This window comes from Vreelandella piezotolerans (assembly GCF_012427705.1).
GTDB lineage: Bacteria > Pseudomonadota > Gammaproteobacteria > Pseudomonadales > Halomonadaceae > Vreelandella > Vreelandella piezotolerans.
In genome coordinates, this window is sequence record NZ_CP048602.1 from 2,779,690 (window position 1) to 2,796,307 (window position 16,618).

Consider the following 16,618-nt stretch of genomic DNA (forward strand, 5'->3'; position numbering starts at 1 on the left):
ACTCAACCTATAATGCCGTGTCGTTGGCTTGAAAATGCTCCATGAACACTTGGTAGTCTTGAGTAACACAGTCGGCATAGGCCTTAGCAAGCGTTGCGACCACGCCAATAAACTGCTCCTCACGCCCTTCTAATCGCTGGCATACCGCGTTGGCAAACGGTGCGGCTTTGCCTCGGTTAAGCGCCTGCGCGCCGCGCAGGTGTTCCCGGGCCAGAATCTCACCCCACTGCCGTGCCAGCTTGCGGTAGGCTTTACCGCCAGAAAGATTATGGGTGGGATAGTCTTTTTTGAACGGTGATCGCTCGCGTACCGAAAACACCTTGCCGTTCATGGTCAACCAGCCAAGGTAGGCATCCGGGTGTTCGGCAATGGCATGGAACGCCGCGGCATGGCGAATGCCTTCATTGGGAAATAGCTTGCGCCACGCCTGCTGCTGCGCTTTGTCCATCAGGCGGTAGGCTTCTGGCGTGACCTGCTCTTTGATGTCTAGGATCACATCGTCGTGCTCGTGATCTGCCCCGCCTTCGATCAGCACGTAGTATCGCTCGACGCCCAGCGACCCGGTGCCGGCATCCAAACGCCGTGCGGTGTCTTTGACGAAGAAGTGCTGCGGGTCGCTCTCCTTGATGGGGTGCTGCAGCGTTTGCTGGTACTCCTGCTCGATGATGCGGCGTAGCTGGCTTGCTACATCGGCAGGCAGATTGGCGAGCTTGCCGGGGCGCTCGGCAAAGTGACGTCCTTTGTCGGGGTCAAGAGTCGTCCACTTCTCCAGCATGCGCGCCCGGCTTTGTTTATCGGCTACTTTACCCATAAAGGATTTGAGCGGGTCTTTCGCGCTGTCGAGCGTTACCGCATAAATCGGCCGCTCTTCATCACGGTACGCACTCAGCGTCTCTATGTAGCCTTCCAGCAATTTTTTGAGCGCTTTATCCACCGCTTTGGAGCTTAACTCAGCGTTCTCACAGGCATCCAACACGAGACTGATAGCCAGCCGCCACACGTCGTACTGATAATCCCCAATGAGCGCATCATCGAAGTCATCCATGCCGTAGCGTACTTGGTCATCGTGATGGCCGTAAGCGCCAAAGTTGTAGGCATGGGCATCGCCTTGTAGCCATGTTTGAGTATTGGGCCAGCCGCCGAACAGCGCGAAGCGCCAGTCGTGCCAAACATCCTGCCAATACAGATGGTTGGAACCGCGAAAGAAACGATAAGGAGAGGCTGCCATTTTGGCGTATTTCGCCTGCCGATGCGCCGCGCTCAGCGACGCATTCGCCTGTTGAATGGCCTCGATGACCTGTTGAGGGCGGTTATGTCCAGTCAATGCATGGCTCATTGCAGTGCCTTTGTCAGTGCATTAAAACGCTCTGAGATAAGCGTAGACGATGGACGTTAACAGATTAAGACACCCGTCTGCCCAAACGCGTCAGTCCGCGAGGGGCTGAAATGCGAAAGAAACGCTCGACCACCTCTTCACGCGTAGCAGGCGTCACCAGCGACACCAGCACGAACAGCGGCAAGTTGACCATGAGCCCCCAAAAACCGGCATGAATGCCGAGCGGGTGTCGCCATAGCGTGGTGAATGCCACCGTCACTACAAAACCGCCCAAAATGCCCGCCATAACGCCCAACCTAGAGGCGCGAGGCCAAAAGAACATACCAATGAACGCAGGCAACACCTGCGACGCAAAACCAAGCCCTACCAGCAGGATCATTACTAGGCTACCCGGCTCGGCAATCGCCAGCGGCGCAATCAGCAAGAACATGATGGGTAGAATCAAAAGCCGCGCCAACTGGGCGGTGTCACCCTCCGAGAGCTTCAAAAGCGGCTGCAGCACGTCTTTGCTCACCGAGAGAGAAACCGAGTGAATGAATGGCTCGCTGGAGGACATGGAAGCCGCCAGGGTACCCGCGCCCAGCAGCCCCACCAGCACCACGGGCAAGTGCTGCATGGCGTATTCCAGCACCACGGTATCTGCCCGCGCCAGCTCCGGCAGAGAGAAAATACCGATGAAACCCACCACCACCATGGGCAGAATCACCACGTAATAGGTAGGCAGCCACGTTGCGCTACGACGCAGGGTGCGCGCTGATGAAGCGCTCATCCACTGCGTCCACACTGGGGGCATGAACGACAGCATCGACACGATAATCGATGTGGTCCAGAAGCTAACACTCATATCGCCACCTGCGCCGGGTAGGGTCAAAAACTCAGGGTGCTCGGCAGCGATACGTTCGAACACCCCGGCAACACTCAGCCCGCCGGTGGCGCTGTGTACGGCCCACAGGCCTACCGCCCAGGCCACCGCCAGCATCAGCACACCCTGGAACGCGTTAGTGCGGCCTATCGCCCGCTGCCCGCTGGCGTAGAGATACACGGCTATACAAGTCAGCACCAACAGCACGCCTAGCCAAACGGGTATCAACCCGCCGCTCATAACAAACAGGATATAAGCGGAACCAATGGTTTGTAGCACTGCGTAGGCCACCGAGCCCACCGCCATCACCAGCGCGGAGAGCGCCCCTAGCGCAGGGCTTTGATAACGGTCGGCAATGGCGCTTGCTTGGGTCACATGGCCAAACTGCTCGCCGAACTGCCACACCTTCGGCCCGAAGTACCACGCCACCAGCGCTAAATAGGCCAAATAAACCGCCACATAAAATACCGCCACGCCCTTGGAGTAGGCCCAGCCCGGTGCGCCCATGAAGGTGTAAGCACTCACACTGCCCGCCGCGATCAGTAAGTAGAGGGTCACTGGACCCATACTGCGCCCAGCCACGCCCCACTCTTCTAGCGTATTCATAGAGCGCCCCGCCCGTGCGCGAAGGCCGATCAACATCGCGGTGGCCACGTATAACAGCGTGATCACTAACGGCCAGGCACTATTCATGATCGTCTCGCTCTACAATGCGATTGCCCACCAGCATGACCGCTACGCAGGAGAGGATGATCACATAGCTCCACACCACCATCAGCGGCAGCCCCATTACCAGCGTAGCCCGATTGACCAGGCCGATCACCGGCCATGTGCCTGCTAGCACCAGCATCATAAAGGCAATGAAAAGCCCCCAGCCCGCCCAGGACGTGGGCAGCACAAAAATACGTCGCATGTCATATCCATCATGATGAAAAGAAGTCGACACCACCACAGCTGTCATGGCGGTGTCACGGCGCGTTGCCATACTGGCAGCCACCCTAGCCGTTAAGTCGTTCATGATGAAGATTTTAATGCTTTCCGACGTCTATTTCCCGCGGGTGAACGGCGTGTCGACGTCGATCGAAAGCTTTCGGGGGGCGCTGGAACGCCAGGGACATCAGGTGAACCTCATTTGCCCTCGCTACACCGACCACGACGAGGCGGGGCCTCAGATTTGGCGCATCGACTCGCGCGGGGTGCTCGGCGACCCGGAAGACCGCATGATGCGCTACCGCGCCATCATGGCGCTGGCGACGAGACTGCAAGCCAACGAATTTGACCTAATTCATATCCACACGCCCTTCGTGGCCCACTACGCGGGCGTGGCACTGAGCAAACGGCTTGGGATCCCTGTGATCGGCACCTACCACACGCTGTTCGAAGAGTATTTGCACCACTATTTGCCGTGGCTACCCCGCCGCTGCCTGCGTTTTGCCGCTAGGCGCTTTTCGGTACACCAGTGCCAGCAACTCGCGACCGTCGTGGCGCCGTCATCGGCCATGGCTGCCGCACTGAATGCCTATGGCGTTCGTACGTCCGTCGCCACCATCGCCACGGGTTTATCGCTTACCCGCTTTACCACGCAAACCGTGGGCGCCCACTTTCGTGAGCGCCACGGCCTTCCGAAGCACGGTCGACTACTGCTCTTCGTGGGGCGTGCGGCACACGAGAAGAACATCGGTTTTTTGATCGATATGCTGCCCGAAGTGCATCGGCACCACCCAGAGACCCACTTGGCGGTCGTGGGCGAGGGCCCTGCCTTGGCATCGCTCAAGCAGCAGGCCGAATACGCGGGGCTTTTAAATTCCGTTCACTTCCTAGGCTACCTGCCACGCGATGGCGCGCTACAGGACGCCTATCGAGCAGCCGACGTCTTCGTGTTTGCCTCGCGTACCGAAACTCAAGGCTTGGTGTTACTGGAAGCTTTGGCGCTGGGCACCCCCGTCGTCTCGACCGCCATCATGGGCACCCAGGATGTTCTACAGCAGGACGAGGGCTGCCTAATTGCCGAAGAACACCGTAGCCACTTCGCCGAACAGATCAACCGGCTGCTCGACGATGACGCCCTTCGCACACGCCTCGCCCAGCGAGGCCGCATCTACGCCCAGCGCTGGAACGAGGATACCCAAGCGGAAATGCTAGTCAGCCTGTATCACTCTCTGTGTCCCAATGCATGGGGGTCATCACCCGCCTAATGGCCAAGCCGACTATCGAGAAATCTCCTGCCGCACGATCGCTGCGCCAGCGCTCAGCGCCTGCAGCTTACCCTGGGCGACTTCACGAGGCAGGGGCGTCATACCGCAGTTGGTGCAGGGGTAGAGCTTGTCGGCATCGACGAACTGCAGCGCCTTGCGCAGCGTGTCGGCGACCTCTTCCGGCGTCTCGATGGCGTGGGTAGCCACGTCGATGGCCCCGACCATCACCTTCTTGCCGCGAATCAGCTCGATCAGCTCCATCGGCACGTGGGAGTTCTGGCACTCCAGCGAAACGATGTCGATGTTCGACGCCTGCAGCTTGGGGAAGATCTCTTCGTACTGGCGCCACTCCGACCCGAGGGTCTTCTTCCAATCGGTGTTGGCCTTGATGCCGTAGCCGTAGCAGATATGCACGGCGGTCTCGCACTCGACCCCTGCGATAGCTTTCTCCAGGGCGGCGATGCCCCAGTCGTTCACCTCATCGAAGAAAACGTTGAAGGCGGGCTCATCGAACTGAATGATGTCCACGCCCGCCGCTGCCAGGTCACGGGCTTCCTGGTTGAGGATCTTGGCGAACTCCCAGGCCAGCTTTTCGCGGCTCTTGTAGTGGCCGTCATAGAGCGTGTCGACCATGGTCATGGGCCCGGGGAGCGCCCACTTGATGGGCTGGTCGGTCTGCTGGCGCAGGAACTTGGCATCCTCGACGAAGACCGGTTTTTCCCGCGATACGGGACCCAATACCGAGGGCACGCTGGCGTCGTAGCGGTCGCGGATCTTGACGATCTCGCGCTGCTCGAAATCGACGCCGTTCAAGTGCTCGATGAAGGTGGTGACGAAGTGCTGGCGAGTCTGCTCACCGTCGCTGACGATGTCGATGCCCGCCAAGCGCTGATCGTGCAGCGATACCCGCAGTGCATCCTGCTTGCCTTGGGTCAGCTCCTCGCCCTGCAGCTTCCAGTCCGACCAGAGTTTTTCGGGTTCGGCCAGCCAAGCGGGCTTGGGCAGGCTTCCGGCCGTCGATGTGGGCAGCAATGTCTTCATAGCAATATCCTTGGTAAACAGTGAATCAAAGGGCGACATCGGCCGACCAGCGCTCGAGCACGTGACGGAAAGGTTCGATGAAGTAGCGCTCGGCAAACTTGCCCTGCTCGACGGCCAGCTGGCTGCGCTCTTCGCGGTCGTACTCGATGCGGGTCAACGAGTAGTCCTGATGGGTCAGGTGCGGTTGATAGACCTTACCCGCCGCCGAGTTAGCGTTGTAAATTTCTGGACGATAGATCTTCTGGAACGTCTCCATGGTGCTGATGGCGCTGATCAGTTCGAGATCGCTGTAATCGGCCAGCAGATCGCCGGAAAAGTAGAACGCCAGCGGTGCCACGCTATGGGGCGGCATGAAATAACGCACCTGCAGGCCCATCTTGGCGAAATAGAAATCCGTGAGTGACGATGTGTCGTTCACGTATTCGACGCCCAGCACCGGGTGGCGATTTTCCGTCTGGCGATACACCTTGTTGCTGGAAACGCTGAGACAGATCACCGGCGCCTTGCTGGCAACGGATCGATACGCCTCGGAGTCGACGAAACGCTTGAACAGCTTGCCGTGAAGATCGCCAAACCCCTCCGGAATACCAAATTCCGACCGCTCCTTGTTGTGCTCCGAGAGCCACACGCTGAAGTCGTAGTCGCGGACGTAGGAGGAGAAGTTATTTCCCGTCATGCCCTCGATGCGTTTGTCGAGATGCCGATCGATGATGGTCGTCTTCAACATCTCGATCGCCGGGAAGGTAGTGCCTTCAGCCGCCACGCTCAGCTCACCGGTAATGATCTCCAGCTCGACGGCATAACGATCTCCCTTGGGGTTATCCCAATGGGCCAGGGTATTGAAGCGATTGCCGATCATGGTCAGCGCGTTACGCAGGTTTTCCTGGCAGCGCTCCCCCCTGGCGAGGTTAGCGAAGTTGGTCGTGGTACGCGTGCTCTCGGCAGGACGGTAGTGTTCGTCGAACCGGACGCGCTTGATGTCGAAGGTAAAGTCGTAGCTCATCGCGAACAGGCACCCTGTTGGTCGAGATTGGCGACGGCGCTGCCAGTGAACGTTCAGCTCCCGTCGAAACGAATGCGCCCTTTATGCCAGACCACACAGATGAATGAAAAGCGATATCGACTCAACTAAAAATGAATAAAATTCATATAAAGGAAAGCGCTTGCCCTGACAGGGAGGATGTTGCCCAACAGGCGTCCATCGAGGGCAGCCGTCAGGACACAGAGATGACCGACGGGAGACGGTGATTTAACGCAGTGTTCGCTGCATGGTGATGACATCGCCGTCGGTTCGACACACTCGAAACCCCAGGCGCTGATAGAGATGGCGGGCAGGGTTGATACGAAACACGCGCAGACGCAGTGAGGCGACGTCGGCCTGCCGAGCGAGATCCTCGACGTAATGGATGGCCGCCGTACCTAACCCTCGCCGCTGCCATGGAGGATCGATCTGCAATTCGCGAATGTCGTAAGCAGTGTCGTCGCGATAAAGACACAGCAGCCCGACGCGCGAGGTGTTCACGCAGAGTTCGATGCTGTCCATCTCGCCCCACTGCTTAGCGAACAGTTGGGTATCCCAGTGCCATCCCAACCGTTCGTAGTAAGCCGTCATGTTGCGACGAATGAGCGTTTCAGCAAAGGTCCTATCGTTCGTCGCGCGGAATACCGGCGTCATAGCTTCTCGCTCTATCGCCGACAAAAGGTGGATGAAGGACCTGCAACCGTTACCCCAACTGGAAGGGATACACCGAGCCAATGTTCAGCAGCTGCGTCAGCTCATCCAGCGCGGTGAGCACCTCCGTCGCGAGCTGCGGATCGGCCAGGTCGTCGGTGGCGAGGCGGTCGCGGTAGTGGCGGCTCACCCAGGCGGTGAGGTCGTCGTAAAGCGCATCATCGAGCAGTACCCGACCGCTGAGGGCAGCCCGCTCGGCCTCGCTGAGCACCACGCGCAAACGCAGGCAGGCGGGGCCACCGCCGTTGCGCATGCTCTGCTTCACGTCCTTGACGATCACTTCGCCAATGGGGTTATTGCCTGCCAGGATGAAGTCCTTCAGCGTGCGCCACACGGATTCCCGCTCCTGGCACTCGCTGGGCACCACTAGGGTCATGGTGCCATCCGGGTTGGAGAGCAGTTGCGAGTTGAACAGGTACGACGCTACCGCGTCTTCCATGCTCACCGCTTCCACCGGCACCCGGACAGGAATCAGCGGCGTGCTCATCTTGGCGCGCAGCTCGTTAAGCGTGTGCTCTTCATCAAGAAATGCCATTTCGTGGTAGAGCAGCACCGGGCCGTTGCCCACGGCAATCACATCGTTGTGGAACACCCCGGCATCGATGGCCTCGGGATGCTGCTGAGCAAATACGGTCTGGGCGTCGCTCAGCCCGTGCTGGCGGGCCACCGCCTGGCTGGCTTCCAGCGTTTGCCGGGCCGGATAACGCTTGGGCTCGTTCCGCCCGCCGCCAAACGCCTGTCGGCCATACACGAACAGGTGCACGCCGGGCTCGCCATACTCACCGCACAGCCGGGTGTGGTTGGCCGCCCCTTCATCGGAAAACGCGGGGGTGGCGGGCAGCACCGGGTGGTGGGCGAAGTGCTGCTCATCGCGGAAAATCGCCTGGAGCACGCGCCCCGTGGTGCGCGGCTCCAGGTAGCGGTGGAAACTCGACTGCAGGTTGGCCGGGGTAATGTGCATCCGACCATCGGGTGCATCCACGCTAGGCGTAATGGTGCCCGCGTTGGCGGTCCACATGCTGGACGCCGAGCACACGGCTCGCAAAAGTTGAGGGTCTTGTGTCGCGGCACGTGCCAGCATCTCACGGTCGCTGCCGCTGAAGCCCAAGTCGCGCAGCGCGCCCAAATCGGGGCGCTGCTGCGGCGGCAAAACACCCTGGGCGTAGCCCGCGTCCATCAGCGATTTCATCTTGGCCAGCCCCTGCAGCGCACCCTCTTTGGGGTTCGAAACCAAGCCGCCGTGGCTCATGGAGGCCACGTTGCCGTGGGCAAGCCCCGAGTAGTTGTGGGTAAGCCCTACCAAGCCATCGAAGTTGACTTCCCGGATGCTGTTCAGGCTCATAGATGGACTCCCGGTGGCAGGGTTTCGGGCATTTCCAGGCTTTCGGCCTCCATGGAGGCGACCGGGTAAGCGCAGTAGTCTGCGGCGTAGTAGGCACTGGGGCGGTGGTTGCCGCTGTCGCCCACGCCGCCGAAGGGCGCATCGCCCGAGGCACCGGTGGTCTGGCGGTTCCAGTTGACGATACCGGCGCGGATACGCAGCAGGAAGTCGTCCCAATCCGCCTGCTCGCCCCCGATCAACCCAGCCGACAGGCCATAGCGGGTGTCGTTGGCCAGGGCAAGCGCCTCATCCCAATCCGTATAGCGATGGACTTTCAGCAGCGGGCCGAAGTGCTCCTCGTCGGGCACGTTCAACCCCGTCACGTCGATCAGCGCGGGGCTGAGCAAGCTAGTGCCCTCTTTGAGGCGCTGCATACGATTGATCACCGTGCCGCCCATGGCTTCCAGTTCATCCTGCGCCTTGAGCAGGCCATCGGCGGCGACAACGCTGACCAAGCCGCCATAAAACGGCGCTGGCTCCTCGTCGAACTGCCCCGCCACGTGCAGCTTGGCGATGGCATCCGAAAGCGCATCGATGAGGCGGTCGCCCACCTCGCCTTGGGGCAACATCAAGCGGCGGGCGCAAGTGCAGCGCTGCCCCCCTGAGAGAAACGCCGACTGGAGAATCGTCAGCACGGCAGCGCGCTCATCCTCCACATCCTTCACCACCAGCGGATTGTTGCCGCCTAATTCCAGCGCGAGGATTTTATCCAGCTGCCCGGCAAACTGCTGCTGCAGCATGCCACCCACTTTGGCACTGCCGGTAAACAGCAGACCGTCGATACCGGGGTGGGCAGAGAGCGCCTGTCCCACGGCCACACCGCCCTGCACGAGGTTGATCACCCCAGCAGGCAGCCCGGCTTCTATCCAGCACTGCAGGGTGAGATCCGCGGTGAGCGGGGTTTGGTCGCTGGGCTTGAACACCACGGTGTTACCCGCCAACAGGGCGGGCACCATATGGCCATTGGGCAGGTGGCCAGGGAAGTTATAGGGGCCAAATACTGCCATGACGCCGTGGGGGCGATGACGAAGGACCGCTTTGGCACTGCCGACGGCTTTTTCACGCTCCCCGGTGCGCTCGTGGTACGCCTTGATAGAGAGCGCGATCTTGCCAATCATCGCACCTGCTTCGGTACGAGCTTCCCACAGCGGTTTGCCGGTTTCCGAGGCAATGGCAATAGCTAAGTCTTCTCGTCGAGCGGTGACGACCTCGGCAAACCGCTCCACCAGCGACTGACGCTCTGCAAAGGGCGTGCGCGCCCAGGTCGGGAATGCCGCTCGCGCCGCCTCCACCGCAGCGCCGACTTGGCTGCTGGAAGCTGCCGCTCCTTGCCAAAGCAGCATACCCGCCACCGGATCATGCTTGGTAAAAGACTCGGCGTTGCCGACGACCCAAGTGCCGTTGATCAGTTGTTGCTGCTGGGCATGCATGTTCTCGGTGTGCATCATGCTCTCCTTTACTGAATTTTTGTCGTCATTCGCGCGGGTAGAGGGACGTTCCAGGCGTTCATGTTAGGTTTCCAGCAGGCGAACGGCGTCGCCGGTGGAAACCCCTAGCCGATCGGCCTCATCGGGGGTGAGCACGATCGTGCTACTGTCGGCAGGGCCACGGCCGATCCAGCTCGCGGTAAAGTTCAGCATCTGGGTAGATGCCGCCAACCAGCGGCTAACGCTCTCTTGCGGCGCGTTAGAGGAGACTTCCACCTGATAAAGCTGCGAGTTGCGAATCGCCCGCACGTCATCGATGTAGGCCTCCACTGTGGGGCCACCATCGAAAATGTCGATATAGCCTTCCCAGCGCAGCCCCTCTTTTTTAAGCATCTCCAGCGCTGGCCGGGTGTGACGGTGCACCTGCCCGATACACGCCCGCGCCTCTTCCGACATGAAGGTGGTGTAGATCGGGAACTTGGGCATCAGCTCACCGATGAAGCTCTTCTGGCCCAGGCCGGTCAAGCGGTCGGCTTCGTTGAAATCCATGGGGAAGAAGTGTTTCCCCAGGCTCTCCCAGAAGGGACTAACGTTGTTCTCGTCGAACACGCCGCGCATCTCGGCCAGCACTTTCTGCGGGAAGCGGTCGCGAAACTGGGCAATAAACAGCCAGCGCGCTTTGGAAAGCAGCGCCCCGTTACGCAGGTGTTTGTTGGCCTCGCCGCGATACTCGGGGCGCAGAAACAGCGAACACACTTCGGCGTCGCCGGTGTGGTCGGAGCTCAAGAATAGCGTGTCGATGGTGCGATGCAGATCGAGCTGTACCGACGAGTGCGCCAGCGTACCCAACCGGTAGTTATAGAACGGCACTTCCCGCCCTACTTGGCCCTCAATGGCACAGCAGCCCGCCAGTTCACCATTAGTCTCATCTTCCAATACGAAGAAGTAGAGACGGTCGTCTACCGGCGTGCGCTCTTCGAAGGCGCGGGCGGCGGACTCGATTTTACCGGCCAAAAACTCGCGGTTATCCGGCAAGGAGGTAAAACCAACGCCTGCCTGCTGCGCAAGTGCCTGGAGCCCATCCAGATCATCACGGGCAATGGGTCGAATGCGCATTACATCTCTCCTTCATCGAGCGCGTCCACGGCGCTGGGCAGACTCAGCGGCGCGGCCAGCACCGCCCGTCCCTCTTCGACGCCCAAACGCGCGGCATGCTGCGGCGAGAGCATCAGCTGCCCCGTGGGCGAGAGCGCGTAGCGCGCGACGATGCATCGGAAATCACTCAGCGTTTGGTTGGCAATCATCGCCGGTTCGGCATCGGGTAGCGCGTGCTCGGGGCGTATCCGTACCGGGTGCCAGGCGGCGCGGCGGAAGGTTTCCAGGCGCTCGCGCTCGGCTTTGACGATGGGGCCTGCATCGAAAATATCCACGTGTCGGGAGCGCACGAACCCTTCGGCCAGCATTTCGCCCAGCGCCTCTTCATGGGCAGGATGCTCGCGGCCAATGGCAGCACGGGCCTGGGGCGTGAGCAGTGGCAAATAGAGCGGAAACTGCGGCATCACCTCGGCAATGAAGCTCTTTGAGCGCACGCCCGCTATGTGATTCATTTCTTGGAAGCTGCGGGCAAAAAAGTGGCGGCCCACGCTCTCCCAAAATGGAGATTCATTCTGGCTATCCAAAAAGCCGGGAAAAGCCACCGCCAGAATCCGTGAGAAGCGCTCCGGATACTGGGCGATGAACATCAGCCGCGCTCGGCGCAGAAGGCTCTCGGCGCTGGTGCCCTTGTAGCGCGGGTCGAGCGACAGTGCACAGAGCAGTGTGGCATCCGAGGCTTCATGAGAGAGCGCCAGTGTTTGCACCTCACGACGCACGTTGAGCTGCTGCGATGCGTGAATCAGCGTCTCTTGGCGGTAGGTGTAGTAGGCCTCGGCAGCCCCCGCCTGGGCGCGGATGGTGGCCGTCCCCAGCACCTCGTTGCGGCTATCGTCCGCCAGCACGAACATATAGTGCTCGTTACCGGGGTACTCGATCTCGCTCTCGAATGCTTCTTGGGAGCGCACGATGCGCTCCTCGAGGCGATCCCGATTGGCGGGCAGGTTGGTAAGCCGAGGCACCGCATGCTCTGCCAATTGCTCCAAGGCGGGAAGGTCAGCCAGCGTGACCGGTCGGATTACCAACATAGTTAACGCCCCCTCTTGTGTGACTTGCGCCTGACTCATGCGCTAGCGACAAGTCGCTCGATGGCACGCTCGAGACGCGCCATGCCCTCGGCGATGTCTTCCTCGGGAATCACCAGCGAGGGCGCCATACGCAGCACGTTGGGGCCTGCAATCAGCGCCATCACGCCCTCTTCGATCGCCAACGGCAGAATATCTTTGGCGCGGCCTTCGAAAGCGTCCGACATCTGGGCCCCCATCAGCATGCCCATGCCGCGGATCTCTTTGAAAACGCCGTGTTTGCGGTTGATGGTTTCCAGATGCTCGCGGAACAGATCGTGACGATGTTTGACCCCCTGCAGCACCTCGGTCGTATCGATGAACTCGACCGCCGCCAGCGCCACCGCAGAGGCCAGCGCGTTGCCGCCGTAGGTAGAGCCGTGGGTACCGATGGCCAGCGACTTGGCGATGGCATCGGTGGTCAGCGTGGCGCCAATCGGGAAGCCGCCGCCCAGCGATTTAGCGCTGGTAAGAATATCCGGGGTGATGCCGAAATTTTTATAAGCATACAGCTCGCCGCTACGGCCAACGCCAGTTTGCACTTCATCGAAAATCAGCAGCGCATTGTGCTCGTCACACAGATTGCGCAGGCCCTGCAAGAATTCCTGAGTGGCGGGTACGATGCCGCCTTCGCCCTGCATCGGCTCGACCATGATGGCGCAGGTATCGTCGCCCACGAGCTTGCGCACGCTCTCCAGGTCGTTGAAGTTGGCGTGCAGAATGCCGCCCGGTACTGGGCCAAAGCCTTGGGAGTACTTGGGCTGGCCGCCGACACTGACGGTAAAGAAGGTGCGGCCATGGAACGATTGGTAGAACGAGATGATTTTGTCTTTGTGCTCACCGTAGTGGTCGACCGCCCAGCGGCGGGCCAGCTTTAATGCGGCTTCGTTGGCTTCACCGCCAGAGGAGCACAGGAACACTTTATCGGCGAACGTGCGCTCGGTGAGAGTTTTGGCCAGCTTTAACGCCGGTTCGTTGGTGAATACGTTGGAAAGATGCCAAAGCTTTTCGCCCTGCTCTTTTAACGCGTTGACCAGCACCGGATGGCAGTGACCCAGGGAGTTCACCGCAATACCGCCAGCGAAATCGATGTACTCGCGGCCTTCTTGGTCCCACAAGCGGCTGCCTTCACCACGTACCGGAATAATCTGCTGCGGCGCGTAGTTGGGCGCCATGTAGTGGTCGAAGTCTTGACGGTTCGGGGTGTGGCTCATGGAACGATACCTCCAGTGGAGTAAACAGTGGATTCAGTATACGGGGGGCAATGGGCGCCCTGCTTTCAGTATTGGGACGGTAAATTACGAATAGCGACGTGCGCCTGCCGTTGATCGTATCACCTTGAAGAATGGCCGAAGCCCCCCATAGTAAGTAAAGGGTAATGACCTGCGCTTTATGGCGCAGTACGGATATTTTTGACCCAAGGAGCGTAATCATGAAGATCGATCTGAGCGGCAAACGTGCCATTATCACGGGATCCACCGCTGGTATCGGCTATGCCATTGCAGAAGGATTGGCTCACGCAGGGGCCGACATCGTCATTACTGGGCGAACGCAGCAACGGGTGGATGACGCCATCGAGGCGGTCAAAAAGCGCTACCCACAAGCTCGCGTCACCGGGGTGGCTGCCGATTTGGGTACTGCAGAAGGGTGTCAGACGTTGATCGACCAGCAGCCCGATACCGACATCCTCATTAACAACGTCGGGATATTCGGCCCGCAAGACTTTTTCGACGTGGATGACGCCACTTGGCAACAGTTTTTCGATGTTAACATCATGAGCGCCGTTCGCTTGTCACGCCATTACGCCAAAGGCATGCGCGAGCGCGATTGGGGACGCATTCAGTTCGTATCAAGCGAATCTGGTATCAACATTCCCAGCGAAATGGTCCACTACGGCATGACGAAGTCTGCATTGCTGTCCATTTCACGCGGCCTGGCGAAAGTATTGAGCGGCTCTCAGGTGACGGTCAATGCCATTCTGCCAGGGCCCACACGCTCGGAGGGTGTATTGAACATGCTCAGCGATATCGCTCAGCAAGAGGGCACCTCACAACAGGATGTCGAAGCGCGTTTCGTTCGAGAGAACCGTCCGTCGTCGATCATTCAGCGTTTGGCCACTCCTGAAGAAGTCGCCCATATGAGCGTCTATGCTGCTTCGCCCCAGGCAAGTGCCACGACCGGCGCCGCACTGCGTGTCGAGGGCGGCATTGTGGACACCCTGACATAGTGCGTTACCCAAGACGCTCTTCTCGGGGTGTCATGCCAAAGTGGTGTCGATAAGCCGTCGAGAAGTGTGCACCCGACGAAAATCCGGTGGCAAAGGCAATCTCGCCCACCGCCCGGTCGCTCTCACGCAGCTGCTTGCGTGCTTCCTGTAAACGTAAATCCAGGTAGTAGCGGCTGGGCACTGCCTGTAAGTACTTCTTGAATAGCCGCTCTAACTGCCGCCTGGAAATTCCCAGATGCTCAGAGAGTTCCAACGTCGAGAGCGGCTCTTCGATATTGGCCTCCATTAGCGTCACCGCATCCACGAGGCTTTGTGGCGCGTGCCCCAAGCGGCTGCGCAAAGGTACGTGCTGGCGCTCATCGGCCAGTCGAATACGGTCGCAGACGAACTGTTCGGAGACCTGCTCGGCCAAGCGCGGACCGTGATGCTTACCAATCAGCGTAAGCATCATGTCCATCGCGGCGGTGCCGCCTGCGCAGGTCAGGCGGTCGCGATCGATTTCGAACAGCTGCTGTGAGAGTGTGACTTGAGGGTACGCCTGGGCAAAGGCGTCAAAACGCTGCCAAGGAAGCGTCGCGCGGTAGCCCTCAAGCAGACCACAACGGGCCAATACTTCGGTGCCGCCCGCCAGCCCCCCAAAGGCGACGCCTCGCCCTTGGTGACTACGCAGCCACTCATTCAGCTTTGCGGGTAGTGCGTAGGGAAGTGGCGTCGGTGCACATATGAAAAGCAGATCCATCGGCCCAAGGGGTGCGCTCAGCGTGTGCTGCGCCAGGAGCGAAAGCTGCGCGCCGCTGCGCACGGGCTCGTCATCCAAACTGAGGGTCACGGTATGATAGAGCATGTGACCGCTAAGCTGATTTGCCATCTGTAGCGGTTCGATAGCGCTGGCGTGAGCCAACAGAGAAAACCCGGGAAGCAACACAAACGCCACCCGCCTGCGGTGGCTAGGTGGCGTTAACGTATTGGAATGCATGTGACTTCGCTATGCTGCCTATCGCGCTGCATGAAAACCGCCGCTGGCTAACTGGGTCGTGGGTGTAAACGACATCTTACCCAATTGTGCCAATGAAGGCAGCGCCTGCTGTCGCTATCTAAAAAAAGGCGTCGCAGGGGTGTAGCGAAGTCACGTTAGGCATTCTCTTCGGCGTCTGAGAGCGCCGTCTGGTTATCGATGATTTGGTAATCGCTTTCGCGATATTCGTCCGCAGAGGCCTCGATCTCCTCGCTACCATAATCGGTATTGACGACCAGTTGGTCCTCTTCACGCTGCATCTCTTTGACGGGAAGCGCGACATCACTTGCACCAAAACCCCAAAAACCGCCAATCGCGACAATCGCGAATAGCTCACCGCTCTCTTGATGACGCGCAATGTGCTGGATGTCACCCACTTCGTCTCCCTGCTGGTTAACGACGGTCATGCCCTCCAGATCACGTGCGCGCTCCGACATCAGCGAATGACCCTGCTCGTCCTGCTGAACGTCTTCTCGCACTACTTGTTGGCTTTGATTTTGGTTTTGCTGAGCTGACTGCTGTGAGCCATCACGCTCGTCCTCGGCCCGGTTTACCTCTACCTCAGCATTATCGGCCTGCTCGATGGAGACATCGGGCTCGCCCTGCTGCTCGACCGTCACGTTCGGCTCTGCTTCTTCGACCGTCACGTCTGGTTCCGGCTGCTCGATGGTCACTTCAGGTTTAGGCTGCTCGATAGTGACATCGGGCTTGGACTACTCCACTTTGATGTTGGGAGACTCCTGCTGAACCTGCACGTCCGCTGGCGCTTGATCGACCGTGACGTCCATCGTTTCGCTGCCATCTTGGGTCTGGCCATCTCGACGCTGCTGCTCGGCCACCTCGTTCTGTCGCTGTTGCGACATGTCCCTGGCGGTCGATGGGTCTGTTTGGTCATCATTTTGTGCCAAGGCGACGCCTGAGAAGCTGGCACATACCATTCCAATGGCGACTGCGAGTGCTGTCCGTTTCATACCTTTGCTCCTTTCGCTGAAGTACCTAATTTCCTAAAGCACTTTTCCCAAAGCACTTCTGTACTGAAGTACACTTTGCAAACTAGTGAACCAGCGCGCATAAATGCAAAGCAAAAAGGCAAAAATCGACAACGTTGTACTTAAATTAACGGTCTTTTAGCAGGAGATAGGCGCAAAAGATTACAAACATCAAATTGACATGTTTACTCTGGCCA

The 16,618-nt window shown here is 59.5% G+C and carries 16 protein-coding genes; 2 read left to right on the top strand and 14 right to left on the bottom strand.

From position 1 onward, the window contains the following. Positions 1-7: 7 nt before the first annotated feature. The 3 genes from GYM47_RS12750 to GYM47_RS12760 form a co-directional block, all read right to left on the bottom strand. Positions 8-1,336 carry a DUF2252 domain-containing protein gene (locus tag GYM47_RS12750; protein WP_153842668.1) on the bottom strand — a complete coding sequence of 443 codons (1,329 nt, stop codon included), beginning with the start codon at positions 1,334-1,336 and terminating at the stop codon, positions 8-10. Between the two features lie 64 nt (positions 1,337-1,400). After that, positions 1,401-2,891 carry a sodium:solute symporter family protein gene (locus GYM47_RS12755; RefSeq protein WP_153842667.1) on the bottom strand — a complete coding sequence of 497 codons (1,491 nt, stop codon included), beginning with the start codon at positions 2,889-2,891 and terminating at the stop codon, positions 1,401-1,403. Then, complete coding sequence (locus GYM47_RS12760; protein WP_139526622.1) at positions 2,884-3,111, bottom strand: hypothetical protein; 228 nt, start codon at positions 3,109-3,111, stop codon at positions 2,884-2,886. Before GYM47_RS12760 ends, GYM47_RS12755 begins: the two co-directional genes overlap by 8 nt. 103 nt (positions 3,112-3,214) lie before the next feature. On the opposite strand from GYM47_RS12760, the gene GYM47_RS12765 reads away from it, so the two are divergent. Continuing rightward, positions 3,215-4,393, top strand: a complete 1,179-nt coding sequence (locus GYM47_RS12765) for a glycosyltransferase (RefSeq protein ID WP_231125563.1) — start codon at positions 3,215-3,217, stop codon at positions 4,391-4,393. Positions 4,394-4,405: 12 nt separating this feature from the next. Here GYM47_RS12765 and GYM47_RS12770 read toward each other — a convergent pair whose 3' ends face one another. The 8 genes from GYM47_RS12770 to GYM47_RS12805 all read right to left on the bottom strand — a co-directional run bounded on the left by GYM47_RS12770 (position 4,406) and on the right by GYM47_RS12805 (position 13,404). Next, entirely contained in the window at positions 4,406-5,434 is a 1,029-nt protein-coding gene (locus tag GYM47_RS12770) for a methionine synthase (RefSeq protein WP_153842666.1), read from the bottom strand. Between the two features lie 25 nt (positions 5,435-5,459). Further along, positions 5,460-6,437 (bottom strand): DUF1852 domain-containing protein, encoded by a 978-nt coding sequence (locus GYM47_RS12775; RefSeq protein WP_153842665.1) that lies wholly within the window; start codon positions 6,435-6,437, stop codon positions 5,460-5,462. A 246-nt stretch (positions 6,438-6,683) separates the two neighbouring features. After that, positions 6,684-7,109 (bottom strand): GNAT family N-acetyltransferase, encoded by a 426-nt coding sequence (locus GYM47_RS12780; protein ID WP_139526618.1) that lies wholly within the window; start codon positions 7,107-7,109, stop codon positions 6,684-6,686. 49 nt (positions 7,110-7,158) lie between these two features. After that, a complete protein-coding gene (astB, locus tag GYM47_RS12785; RefSeq protein ID WP_153842664.1) occupies positions 7,159-8,508 on the bottom strand; it encodes an N-succinylarginine dihydrolase in 1,350 nt (449 codons plus the stop codon). Next, entirely contained in the window at positions 8,505-9,977 is a 1,473-nt protein-coding gene (gene astD / locus GYM47_RS12790) for a succinylglutamate-semialdehyde dehydrogenase (RefSeq protein WP_153842725.1), read from the bottom strand. The genes astB and astD overlap by 4 nt, the downstream gene beginning before the upstream one ends. An 81-nt stretch (positions 9,978-10,058) precedes the next feature. Further along, entirely contained in the window at positions 10,059-11,090 is a 1,032-nt protein-coding gene (astA, locus tag GYM47_RS12795; protein ID WP_153842663.1) for an arginine N-succinyltransferase, read from the bottom strand. Next, positions 11,090-12,154, bottom strand: coding sequence for an arginine N-succinyltransferase (locus tag GYM47_RS12800; RefSeq protein WP_153842662.1), 1,065 nt, complete (start codon positions 12,152-12,154; stop codon positions 11,090-11,092). Before GYM47_RS12800 ends, astA begins: the two co-directional genes overlap by 1 nt. Before the next feature lie 35 nt (positions 12,155-12,189). Then, positions 12,190-13,404 carry an aspartate aminotransferase family protein gene (locus GYM47_RS12805; protein WP_153842661.1) on the bottom strand — a complete coding sequence of 405 codons (1,215 nt, stop codon included), beginning with the start codon at positions 13,402-13,404 and terminating at the stop codon, positions 12,190-12,192. A gap of 218 nt (positions 13,405-13,622) precedes the next feature. On the opposite strand from GYM47_RS12805, the gene GYM47_RS12810 reads away from it, so the two are divergent. Further along, positions 13,623-14,417, top strand: coding sequence for an SDR family NAD(P)-dependent oxidoreductase (locus GYM47_RS12810; RefSeq protein WP_153842660.1), 795 nt, complete (start codon positions 13,623-13,625; stop codon positions 14,415-14,417). A gap of 4 nt (positions 14,418-14,421) precedes the next feature. Here the strand turns inward: GYM47_RS12810 and GYM47_RS12815 are convergent, their stop codons facing one another. The 3 genes from GYM47_RS12815 to GYM47_RS18385 form a co-directional block, all read right to left on the bottom strand. Continuing rightward, a complete protein-coding gene (locus GYM47_RS12815; protein ID WP_176558231.1) occupies positions 14,422-15,393 on the bottom strand; it encodes a GlxA family transcriptional regulator in 972 nt (323 codons plus the stop codon). Between the two features lie 155 nt (positions 15,394-15,548). Next, positions 15,549-16,106 carry a PRC-barrel domain-containing protein gene (locus GYM47_RS12820; RefSeq protein ID WP_231125562.1) on the bottom strand — a complete coding sequence of 186 codons (558 nt, stop codon included), beginning with the start codon at positions 16,104-16,106 and terminating at the stop codon, positions 15,549-15,551. Between the two features lie 39 nt (positions 16,107-16,145). Then, positions 16,146-16,403, bottom strand: coding sequence for a hypothetical protein (locus GYM47_RS18385; protein WP_231125561.1), 258 nt, complete (start codon positions 16,401-16,403; stop codon positions 16,146-16,148). Positions 16,404-16,618 lie beyond the last annotated feature (215 nt).